10 protein-coding genes are annotated in these 9,927 nt (G+C 56.9%); 2 read left to right on the top strand and 8 right to left on the bottom strand.

What is annotated here, in order from left to right; translation table 11 throughout:
* Nucleotides 1-4 precede the first annotated feature (4 nt).
* The 8 genes from fabF to OUY18_RS13525 all read right to left on the bottom strand — a co-directional run bounded on the left by fabF (nt 5) and on the right by OUY18_RS13525 (nt 7,911).
* Nucleotides 5-1,240, bottom strand: a complete 1,236-nt coding sequence (fabF, locus tag OUY18_RS13490; protein ID WP_268059300.1) for a beta-ketoacyl-ACP synthase II — start codon at nt 1,238-1,240, stop codon at nt 5-7.
* The gene (locus OUY18_RS13495) at nt 1,237-2,334 is read right to left on the bottom strand and encodes an NAD(P)H-dependent flavin oxidoreductase (RefSeq protein ID WP_268059301.1); all 1,098 of its coding nucleotides are present in this window, start codon (nt 2,332-2,334) and stop codon (nt 1,237-1,239) included. Before OUY18_RS13495 ends, fabF begins: the two co-directional genes overlap by 4 nt.
* A gap of 23 nt (nt 2,335-2,357) precedes the next feature.
* Entirely contained in the window at nt 2,358-3,098 is a 741-nt protein-coding gene (gene fabG / locus OUY18_RS13500) for a 3-oxoacyl-[acyl-carrier-protein] reductase (RefSeq protein WP_268059302.1), read from the bottom strand.
* Entirely contained in the window at nt 3,092-4,015 is a 924-nt protein-coding gene (fabD, locus tag OUY18_RS13505) for an ACP S-malonyltransferase (protein ID WP_268059303.1), read from the bottom strand. The genes fabG and fabD overlap by 7 nt, the downstream gene beginning before the upstream one ends.
* Complete coding sequence (fabK, locus tag OUY18_RS13510; RefSeq protein ID WP_268059304.1) at nt 4,003-4,950, bottom strand: enoyl-[acyl-carrier-protein] reductase FabK; 948 nt, start codon at nt 4,948-4,950, stop codon at nt 4,003-4,005. Before fabK ends, fabD begins: the two co-directional genes overlap by 13 nt.
* An 18-nt stretch (nt 4,951-4,968) precedes the next feature.
* Nucleotides 4,969-5,940, bottom strand: coding sequence for a beta-ketoacyl-ACP synthase III (locus OUY18_RS13515; protein ID WP_268059305.1), 972 nt, complete (start codon nt 5,938-5,940; stop codon nt 4,969-4,971).
* 660 nt (nt 5,941-6,600) lie between these two features.
* Entirely contained in the window at nt 6,601-7,443 is an 843-nt protein-coding gene (locus OUY18_RS13520) for a DegV family protein (RefSeq protein ID WP_268059306.1), read from the bottom strand.
* Between the two features lie 12 nt (nt 7,444-7,455).
* On the bottom strand, nt 7,456-7,911 hold the full coding sequence (locus OUY18_RS13525) for a MarR family winged helix-turn-helix transcriptional regulator (protein ID WP_268059307.1): 456 nt from the start codon (nt 7,909-7,911) through the stop codon (nt 7,456-7,458).
* 269 nt (nt 7,912-8,180) lie between these two features.
* Between OUY18_RS13525 and sdaAB the strand changes: the two genes are divergently transcribed.
* Both sdaAB and sdaAA read left to right on the top strand, forming a co-directional pair.
* Nucleotides 8,181-8,840 (top strand): L-serine ammonia-lyase, iron-sulfur-dependent subunit beta, encoded by a 660-nt coding sequence (gene sdaAB / locus OUY18_RS13530; protein WP_268059308.1) that lies wholly within the window; start codon nt 8,181-8,183, stop codon nt 8,838-8,840.
* A gap of 38 nt (nt 8,841-8,878) precedes the next feature.
* Nucleotides 8,879-9,757, top strand: coding sequence for an L-serine ammonia-lyase, iron-sulfur-dependent, subunit alpha (gene sdaAA / locus OUY18_RS13535; protein WP_268059309.1), 879 nt, complete (start codon nt 8,879-8,881; stop codon nt 9,755-9,757).
* Nucleotides 9,758-9,927 lie beyond the last annotated feature (170 nt).

Here is a 9,927-nt window from a genome sequence, read left to right on the forward strand (position 1 = left end):
CCTTTCATTCGCCCGTATATTTCCGCAGGGCAATGCAGGCGTTGTGCCCGCCGAAGCCGAGGGAAACGGAAAGGGCAAGGTTGGTTTCCTTTTTCCGGGCGGTGTTCGGAGTATAATCCAGATCGCAGTCCGGGTCTTTTTCCTGTAAGCCGATGGTCGGCGGGATGATCCCGTCCCTCAGCGCCAGCGCGCTTGCAATCGCCTCGACCGCGCCCGCCGCGCCGAGCATGTGCCCGGTCATGGACTTGGTGGAGCTGATGCTGACCTGATAGGCTTTTTCGCCCAGCGCCTTTTTAACGGCGATGGTTTCGGATTTATCGTTGAGCGGCGTGCCGGTACCGTGCGCGTTGATGTAAATTTCATCGTCCGGTTGATATCCGGCTTCCTCGAGCGCGAGGGCAATCGCCTTCGCCCCGCCGACGGCTTCCGGATGCGGCGCGGTAATGTGATGCGCGTCGCAGGTGTTGCCGTAGCCGCAGATTTCCGCGTAAATCTTCGCGCCGCGCGCTTTGGCGTGCTCGTATTCCTCCAGAATCAGGATGCCTGCGCCTTCGCCCATAACAAAGCCGCCGCGGCGCTTATCGAACGGAAGGGATGATTCTTCGGGGATATTCGTGGCGGAAAGCGCCATGCAGTTTGTAAAACCGGCAATGGCAAGCGGATTGATCGCCGCTTCCGCGCCGCCCGCGATCACCGCGTCCGCGTGGCCGCCCTCGACCGTGCGGAACGCCTCGCCCAGCGCGTGGGTGGAGGTTGCGCAGGCGGTCACGACCGGAAGACACGGCCCCTGCGCGTTGAATTTAATGGCGATATTACCCGAAGCCATATTCGCAATCATCATCGGTACAAACAGGGGGGACACCTTGCGGGGGCCGCCCTTTAAATATTTATCGCATTCTTTTATAAACGTATCCATGCCGCCGATACCGGAGCCGACGTATACGCCGATTCGGTCGGGGTCGACGGTTCCGGCGATTCCGCTGTCCGCCATCGCCTGGGAAGCCGCCGCCACGGCAAACTGCGCAAACAAATCCGTCTTCCGGATCTCGCCTTTTTCCATGTAATCGTGCGGGTCGAAGCCTTTTACTTCCGCCGCGATTTTCACCTTGAAATCAGCGGTGTCGAACTTCGTGATAAAATCGATGCCGCACCTGCCGTTCACCAGACTGTTCCAGAATTCTTCCACCGTATTTCCGACCGGGGACACTACGCCCACGCCCGTAATAACCACTCTTCTCATGTTTCTTCCTCCCCGGCGTTCCCGCCGCTCAGCCGGTATTCCTGCTCCAGCGTTTCAAACAATTTCTTCACCGGCACGATTTCCTTCACCTTATATCCGTTCGCTCCGATAAACGCGAAGCCGTTGTCCATCCTGCCCTTGCAGGCGTTGATCAGCGCCATGGAAATGCAGTAGGGGCTGGTTTCGCGCGTACAGGTCGATATGCAGTGGAACGGGCAAGCCTTCGGTCTCCGGTTTCCCTGCTTCGCCTCGCTGAGGAAGCCGTTCACAATCGCGCGCCCGGGCATGCCCACGGGGCTTTCGATAATCCCGATATCCTCTTTTTTACAGTTTACATACGCCTCTTTAAAGGCGATATCCGCGTCGCACTCGTCGGTCGCGACGAACCGGGTCGCCATCTGCACCGCGGAAGCGCCCAGATTAAAAAACCGGCGGATATCCGCTCCGGTGAAAATGCCGCCCGCCGCAATGACGGGGATTTTCCGCCCGGCCTGTTCCTCCAAGGGGCGAACCGCGTCGATGACCTGCGGCACCAGATTTTCCAGCCGGTACGCGGGGTCGTCGATCTGCTCTTTATGAAATCCCAGATGCCCGCCCGCCAGAGGGCCTTCCACTACGACGGCGTCGGGAATATAATCGTATTTTTCACGCCACCAGCGCGCAATCGTTTTGATTGCGCGCGCGGAGGAAACAATCGGCGCAAGCTTCGTTTTACAGCCCTTCTTCACAAAGGAGGGAAGGTTCAGCGGAAGCCCCGCCCCGGCAAAAATGATGTCGATGCCTTCCTCGACGGAGGTTTTCACCATATCGCCGAAATCACTGAGCGCAACCATGATGTTCACGCCTAGCGCGCCGTCGGTTTTTGCCCGCGCGCGGCGGATTTCTTCCCGAAGACCCTCGATATTGCCGCCCGGCGTATTCTTTTTATTTACCATGCCGACGGCGGCGGCGGAAAGCACGCCGAGGCCGCCCTCGTTTGCGACGGCGGCGGCCAAATTGGAAAGGGAGACCCCAATTCCCATGCCGCCCTGCACAACGGGCGTGGGGACAACCAGATCGCCGATGACAAGGGGTTCTTGATCAAAATATGCCATATGCCCTCCATTCTCCGTGCGGCTTACATGCACAGGCCGCCGTCGATTTTAATCACCTCGCCGGTAAGATAGCCCGCGCCGTCCCCGGCAAGGAAAGCCGCCAGCTCCGCGATATCCTCCGGCCTGCCCATCCGTTTCAAAGGAATGGCACCGACGGCGGCTTCCTTTGCTTTGTCCGGCAATCCCGCGGTCATGTCCGTTTCAATAAAGCCCGGCGCAATCGCGTTGCAGGTTACGTTCCGGCCCGCCAGCTCCTTCGCGGTCGCTTTGGTAAGGCCGATCAGCCCCGCCTTGGCGGCGGAATAGTTCGCCTGCCCGGGATTCCCGACGATACCGGAAACGGAAGCGATATTGATAATCCTTCCGCCGCGTTTCTTCATAAAATTCCGGTACGTATGCTTAATCATATGGAACGCGCCTTTCAGGTTCGTATCCAGAACGGCGTCGAAATCTTCTTCCTTCATGGAAAGCAGCAGGCCGTCCCGTACGATTCCGGCGTTGTTCACCAGAATATCGATGCCGCCGAAGTCCGCGAGAACCGCGTCCACCAGCGCTTTGGTCTGCGCGTCGTCGGAAACGTCGCACCGGTAGGCTTTCGCTTTCCCGCCGTACGATTCCAGCGTTTCGCGGGTTTCCTGCGCCGCCGCTTCGTTTCCGGCGTACACAATCGCCACGTCTGCGCCTTCCTGCGCGAGCTTCAGCGCGATCGCCTTTCCGATTCCTCTGGAGCCGCCCGTAACGACGGCTGTTTTTCCTTTCAGCATGGCTGCCTCCTTATTTCCTCCGCGGCGTTCTGCGCGTCCGAAAAGTTTTCCACATGAAACACCCGAACCTGTGGAGAAATCTTGCGGATCAGTCCGGTCAGCGTTTTCCCCGGCCCGACCTCAACGAATGTGTCGAACCCGTCCGCAATCATATTTTCCACGGACTTCTGCCAGTAAACCGGGCTGTTTACCTGACGGGCAATCGTCTTTTTCCGGTCTTCGCCGTAGGGCTTCGCGTCCACGTTCGAATAAACCGGCAGTTCCGGCTGCTTTACGTCTATATTTTGCAGTTCCGAAAGCAGTTTTTCCGACGCTTCGTCCATGAACGGGGAATGGAAGCCGCCGCTCACTTGCAGCGGCACGGCGCGCCCGCCCGTTTTCTGCACCGCTTCGCAAAATTCATCCAATTCGCTTTTGGGCAGCGCGGCGACCGTCTGCCCCTTGCAATTATAATTTACCGGATAAGCATTTTTAAACCCTTCGCAGAGCGAACGCACCTGTTCGACGGAAAGTTTCAAGACCGCCGCCATAGCGCTCCGGCTTTTTTCCGCCGCGTCCTGCATAAATTCGGCCCGTTTGCACACGAAACGGAACCCTTCCTCCGCTGAAAACGCGCCCGCAAAGGTCAGCGCCGCGACTTCGCCGAGCGAAAACCCGGCGACCGCTTCGGGCTGAATTCCCAGTTCCTGCAAACACCTTGCCGCCGCCAAATCCACGCAGAAAACACAGGGCTGGGTGTTGATCGTCTGGGAAAGCTCCTCAAGCGTGCCCGTAAAGCACTGCCCGGAGGTGCCGGGGCGGATAGAATCGGCGGTGTCGAACACTTCCTTCGCCGCCGGACTGTTCTCGTACAAATCTTTTCCCATCCCGCTGTACTGCGTGCCCTGACCGGAAAATACAAATGCTATTTTACCCATTTTCCGGCCCCTTTCAGGAGGGTTTCCGCTTCGCCGAACATCTCGCGGATAATCTCCGCGGCGGGCTGTTCTTTTTTCACCAGCGCCGCGATCTGCCCCGCCATGAAGCAGCCCTTTTTCTCGTCGCCTTCCACCGCGGCGAGACGGAGCGCGCCCGCGCCGAACGCTTCCAGTTCTTTGTCGGAAACCTCGCTGTTGTATTCCTTTTTAAAAAACTCCCGGGTAAAGCTGTTTTTCAGCGCCCGCACCGGGTGCCCTATCCTTTTGCCGGTTGTGATGGTATCGATATCCTTCGCATTCAGGATTTTATGTTTATAATTCGGATGTACGCCGCATTCTTTCGCGACTAAAAAGCGTGTGCCGACCTGCACGCCGACCGCGCCGAGCATCAAAGCGGCGGCGATTCCGCGCCCGTCCGCAATGCCGCCCGCCGCAAGGACGGGGATATTCACCGCGTCGCAGACCTGCGGCACCAGCGTCATGGTGGTGAGCTCGCCGATATGGCCGCCGGACTCACAGCCCTCCGCAATCACAGCGAGCGCGCCGCTGCGCTCCACCCGCTTTGCCATGGCGGTGGACGGTACGGCGGGAATCACCTTGACCCCCGCGCTGTTCCACGCTTCCATATACGGCGACGGGTTGCCCGCGCCGGTCGTGACGACCGGAACCTTCTCGTCGATCACCAGCCGGGCGACTTCGTCGGCGTAGGGGCTCATCAGCATTATATTTACGCCGAACGGTTTATCCGTCAGCGCTTTCGCTTTGTGAATCTGGTCTTTCAGCCAGTCGGCGTTGGCGTTCATCGCGGAGATCAGCCCCAGCCCGCCGCCGTTGGAGACAGCCGCCGCCAATTCCGCGTCGGCAATCCAGGCCATTCCTCCCTGTAAGATCGGGTATTCGATTCCAAGCAATTCGCAAAGTGGCGTTTTTATCACTCAAATCCCTGCCTTTCCTTATAAGCGGTCTTCTTTTGTCCACCGGAGGACGCACGCCCCCGACGTAAGCCCGCCGCCGAACGCGGCTAAAGCCAGAAGGTTTCCTTTTTTCAGTTCCCCGGCCTGATTCAGTTCGTCCAGCAGAATGGGGACGCTTGCCGACGACGTGTTTCCGAACCGGTCGATATTATAGCGGTATTTTTCCGGAGCAATGGAAAGCCCCTTTTTCGCCGTTTCGATAATTCGCATGTTTGCCTGATGGGGCACCACAAAATCGATATCGTCCTGCGTAAGCCCCGCCCCCCGGATGACTTCCTGCAAATCGGTACACATAGAAGATACGGCGAATTTATAAACATCCTTGCCGTTCATCTTTAAAAACTGGGTCGCCGCGCCCCGCTCGGAAAACGGGCAGTTGCCCTCCGTATTTTCAATGTGAAGGGGTTCCTCGTTGCCGCTGGCACGGATTTTAATCGACAGCAGGCCGTCGCCCTCCGAAAGCACCGCCGCGCCCGCGCCGTCCCCGAACAGCACGCAGGTGGCGCGGTCCGTCCAGTCCAAAAGCTTGGACATGGCTTCCGCCGCGACGATCAGGATTTTTTTCGCCCGATCCGTTTCAAAATAGCAAAGCGAAACGTCCAGCGCGTAAAGGAAACCCGTACAGGCGGCGTTTAAGTCGAATGCCGGGCAGTGCGCACCGATGCGTTTCTGCACCAGACAGGCAAGCGACGGCGTAATGTATTCCCCGCGGGCGGTCGCGCAGATAATCAAATCCAGCTCGCCGGGTTCGATTCCGGCGTCCTCCAGCGCGCGCCGAGCCGCCTCGGTTGCGAAGTCCGTAATCGTTTCCCCCGTGGAAACATGGCGGCTTTTGATCCCCGTGCGGGTGGAAATCCATTCATCCGAGGTGTCGATGATCTGGGAAAGCTCCTCGTTGCTTTTGGAGCATCGCGGCCAAGCGCTTCCCGTACCGATAATATTGAAACTCATATTCTTCCCCCCTAAAATAAGCAGGTAAAACCTGCACGTTCGATGTTTCCGGGCAGACCAAGCCTATCCTTTTCTCTTCGGATAGAAAACTTAAGTAAGTATCTTGTTTGCCCTCAGGCTGGGGGCAAACAGCGTCATCTTGGTGGATAGTCGAACCTATTCCTTTGTGCTTCATATTGAATTACAGAAATGATTTAGCTTGCCCTCAGGCCGGGGACACATCGTATTATGGCCTTTGGCGTAATAAAACAGGCGGAGCAATTACCTTTGCCCGTAATATTAGGTTACAGGAAATGATTAGCTTGCCCTCAGGCCGGGCGGGCCCCGACTGTCGGAATCGTCCGAATGTAGGCAAAGGACGAGCTGGGGGCTTTTAACGCCCGGGGGGTGGGTTCCATACCCGCCCCCGGCACCCCGGAGGTATCCCCAAAAGGCTTTTGGGGGACACACTTTCTTTGTGGTTTTCATTGACGTTCCTCCGCGGCAGCTTAGAGAAAAAAGTACCTTATTTAAAACGTGCGTGCAGGCTTATGCCTGTGCAATATACGCCAGACCGGCGCATCCCGGGCCGGCGTAGGTGCCGACAACCGAACCGATGGAAATTGTTTCGCTGCCGGAAAGATCCGCCGCGCNTACCTTATTTAAAACGTGCGTGCAGGCTTATGCCTGTGCAATATACGCCAGACCGGCGCATCCCGGGCCGGCGTAGGTGCCGACAACCGAACCGATGGAAATTGTTTCGCTGCCGGAAAGATCCGCCGCGCCCGCCGCCGCTTCCCGGACAAGGCTGAGGACCTGGGGCGCGCAGGTATCGCCGAAAACGATCGGATGCCCGGGGTCCGGTTTCTCCTGCTTCATGATTTCCCCGATCTGCCGGGCGGCCGCCCGCATTCCCCTTTTCTTGTCGATGGAGATTACCTCGCCGTCCTTTATGGAAACAATCGGCTTAACGTGGAGCACGCTTCCAACCAAGGCGGAGGAAGCCGAAAGCCGTCCGCCCATTTTTAAATATTTCAGCGTATCAAAGGCCGCGTAGAACCGCAGCCGGGGTTTCAGCTTTTTCAGCGCTTCGCAGATCTGCTTTGCGGAATATCCCGCGTCGCGCATCCGAACCGCCTCAAACACCAGAAGCGCCAGCCCGAAGGTAACCGTTTCGGAATCCACCAGATGGATATTCCGGGCGCCGAGAAGGTTTTTGCCGATAACCGCCGACTGGTACGTTCCGCTCAGCTTGCCGGAAAGGAAAATCCCGACGGCCTCCTGCCCGCTTTGGGCATAGGGGGCAAACACTTTTTCAAATTCCTGCGGATTGATCTGCGCGGTGGTCGGGAGCTGTTCGCTTTTTTGCAGCATTTCAAAAAACTCCCGGGCTGTAAGGCCGATTCCGTCTTTATATTCTTTATCGCCGAAACGGACGGTAAGGGGAACGGATTCAACCCCGAGTTCGGCGCGGCGCTTCTGCGGAATATCCGCTGTGCTGTCCGTAATGATCTTCACATCCATATTATCTCTCCGTTAGCATTTCTTATTGGTCTCTAAAAATTCCTGTACGGCGGCCAGCCCTTTTACAAACATCGCCAGCTCCTCCTCATCCATGGCGGACATGATGGCGGAAACCATTTCATGGTGAAAGGACGCGTGAACTTTATTTGCGGTTTCCCCTTTCTCCGTCGGATAAATCCGGACAACCCGCTTGTCCCGCTGGTCCTGCCGCCTTTTTACGTATCCCTTTTTTTCCAGCGTATTGATCGTCGTGGTCAGTGTGCCCGCGGTAATCCTCTGCGAAGAAGCAATTTCCGAAGCCGTATTTTTCGCGGTCTGAGCCCCTTCGCACACCGCTTCAATCACATGCATTTCCCGAATGGACAGGTTATGAAATTCCTTCGTCTTTAAACTGGCTTCTTCCGTGCGGAGCACTTCGTTGAATACGTTGACAAGGAAATGATTGATTTGGGAATATTCTTCCGACAATCGGCACACTCCTTTCAAATTAGTTTGATATTCAAAGTAATTGCATTATTTTGCATTATAACAAATCTTTTGGCATGTGTCAAGAATTTGTCCATCCGGAATATCCTCTTCTTTTTGTCGAAAATCGAAGAATAAAGAGGAAAACATTCTGGGAAAAGCAGGGAATCCGGCGGCGGATTTTGCTGATAATAAAGCCAAACCGCTATGCATGATTCCGGAAAACTATGTTATAATGACGGTAGAAGCAAATGCGGACGGAGGCTCTTTTCATGAACGTTTTTGATATTGTGGGACCGGTGATGATCGGCCCTTCCAGCTCGCACACAGCGGGCGCGGTGCGCATCGGGCGGATTGCCGGGGCGCTTCTGGAGGACGAACCGGTGCGCGCGCAGATTCTTTTGCACGGTTCCTTTGCGAAAACCTACCGGGGGCATGGAACGGACAAGGCGCTTGTCGCGGGAATTATGGGAATGGCGCCGAGCGATATCCGTATCCGGCAAAGCCTTGAAATTGCCAAAGAGCGCGGGCTGGAAGTGGTTTTCGAGAAAACGGAGCTGGAGGGCGCCCACCCCAACACGGCGGTGATTCGGCTGACGGACGCAAAGGGACGCACCGTAACCGTTCAGGGCGCTTCCGTAGGCGGGGGAAATATCCTCATCAGCGAAATCAACGGGATGAAGGTGGAGGTTACCGGCCAGCAGTACACGCTTTTGGTTCTTCACCGGGATGTTCCGGGGGTTATCGCGCATGTTACGAACTATATCGCAGGGCAGAGCGTGAACATCGGCAATTTCAAGCTGACCAGAAGCCGCCGCGGGGAAACCGCGATGATGACGATTGAGCTGGACGGCGATTTCAGCGGGGAAAGCAACGAGGGCATCGAAAAGCTGCCGAATGTGATCCGCTCTATTATTCTGCGGCCGGAATAGCCTTTTTATGTTGTATTGAAAACGGAAGGAAAGAAAAAATGAGCATTTATTATTCCGTACAGGATTTAATTGAGACAGCGGAGCGGGAAAAGAAAACCATATCGCAGATTGTCCTGCAAGATCAGGCCGCCGAGCTGCAAAAACCGGAGTCCGCGCTTTACAAAACCATGCGGGAAAGCTACTTGGTAATGCGCCAGTCCGTTGTGGACGGCATCGACCCGGACATGCGTTCCGTCAGCGGGCTTTCCGGCGGAAGCGCCTATAAAATGAAGCGCGCGGTGGAAAACGGAACAACCCTCTGCGGCAGGGTTTTCGGCTGTGCGCTCGTGCGCGCGCTCGCGGTATCGGAAAGCAACGCGTGCATGGGCAAAATTGTTGCCGCGCCAACGGCCGGTTCCTGCGGGATTCTTCCCGCCGCGCTGCTCACCGTAATGGAGGACCGCGGGCTGGACGAGCGTGACGTGGTGATGTCGCTGTTTACCGCCTCCGCGTTCGGGATGATCATTGCGAACAACGCAAGTATTTCCGGCGCGCAGGGCGGGTGCCAGGCGGAATGCGGAAGCGCTTCCGCGATGGCGGCGGCGGCATTGACGGAGCTTGCGGGCGGCACGCCGAAGATGGCGGCGCACGCATGCGCGATCGCGCTGAAAAATATTCTGGGATTGGTCTGCGACCCGGTCGCGGGGCTGGTGGAAATCCCGTGCATCAAGCGGAACGCGCTGGGGGTGGCAAACGCTTTTGTGGGCGCGGAGCTTGCCCTTGCGGGAATTGAAAGCGCGATTCCCGCCGACGAGGTTATTGTGGCAATGAAGCGCATCGGCGACATGATGCCCGGCAGCTTAAAGGAAACCGCCGAGGGCGGGCTTGCCGGTACGCCGACCGCCATACGCCTGAAAAAACAAATTTTCGGCGAGTAACGCACCGCGCGGACACACAGCGCCGTTTAGCCGTTTCCCCCGCACCGCAAGCGGTGCTCCTCCAACGGAAAGGTTAAGCTTTAACAACTTGAAAGTTTTGTTCAAACTTTTTCAAAAGTTTGCGAGGTTTGGGGCAGCGCCCCATCGTTCCCCAGCCTTTAAAAAGCGCA

Origin of the sequence: Caproiciproducens galactitolivorans, assembly GCF_026672255.1 — a bacterium.
Classification (GTDB): Bacteria; Bacillota; Clostridia; order Oscillospirales; family Acutalibacteraceae; genus Caproiciproducens; species Caproiciproducens galactitolivorans_A.

Bases quoted from the DNA above. Each gene is read 5' to 3' on its own strand.
- fabG (WP_268059302.1), bottom strand. From the start codon at position 3,098: ATGCTGAAAGGAAAAACAGCCGTCGTTACGGGCGGCTCCAGAGGAATC.
- OUY18_RS13495 (WP_268059301.1), bottom strand. From the start codon at position 2,334: ATGGCATATTTTGATCAAGAACCCCTTGTCATCGGCGATCTGGTTGTC.
- sdaAA (WP_268059309.1), top strand. From the start codon at position 8,879: ATGAGCATTTATTATTCCGTACAGGATTTAATTGAGACAGCGGAGCGG.
- sdaAB (WP_268059308.1), top strand. From the start codon at position 8,181: ATGAACGTTTTTGATATTGTGGGACCGGTGATGATCGGCCCTTCCAGC.
- fabF (WP_268059300.1), bottom strand. From the start codon at position 1,240: ATGAGAAGAGTGGTTATTACGGGCGTGGGCGTAGTGTCCCCGGTCGGA.
- fabD (WP_268059303.1), bottom strand. From the start codon at position 4,015: ATGGGTAAAATAGCATTTGTATTTTCCGGTCAGGGCACGCAGTACAGC.
- OUY18_RS13515 (WP_268059305.1), bottom strand. From the start codon at position 5,940: ATGAGTTTCAATATTATCGGTACGGGAAGCGCTTGGCCGCGATGCTCC.
- OUY18_RS13520 (WP_268059306.1), bottom strand. From the start codon at position 7,443: ATGGATGTGAAGATCATTACGGACAGCACAGCGGATATTCCGCAGAAG.